Annotated in this window: 1 protein-coding gene; it reads left to right on the top strand. The window is 70.0% G+C overall.

Going from position 1 to position 240, the window contains the following annotated elements; translation table 11 throughout:
* Positions 1-240 (top strand): LysR family transcriptional regulator (locus tag ACLJNW_RS28140; RefSeq protein WP_410961915.1); only part of this gene is annotated, 240 nt, incomplete at both ends.

Raw genomic sequence — 240 nt, 5'->3', positions numbered from 1 at the left:
ACTTCCAGGCGCTGGCCCGGACCCTCAACTTCACCCGCGCCGCCGAGCAGTTGCACATCGCCCAGCCACCGCTGAGCCGGCAGATCCAGCACCTCGAGGAAATGCTCGGGGTGGCCCTGCTGGAGCGCGGCCGGCCGCTGCGCCTGACCGAAGCCGGGCGCTTCTTCCACGAACAGAGCGCGACGCTCCTGGACCAACTGGAAAGCATCTGCGACAGCACCCGGCGGATCGGCCAGGGCC

It is taken from the genome of Salmonella sp. SAL4457 (assembly GCF_046548235.1).
GTDB lineage: Bacteria > Pseudomonadota > Gammaproteobacteria > Enterobacterales > Enterobacteriaceae > Salmonella > Salmonella enterica.
This window is presented reverse-complemented; position numbering and strand designations above follow the sequence as displayed.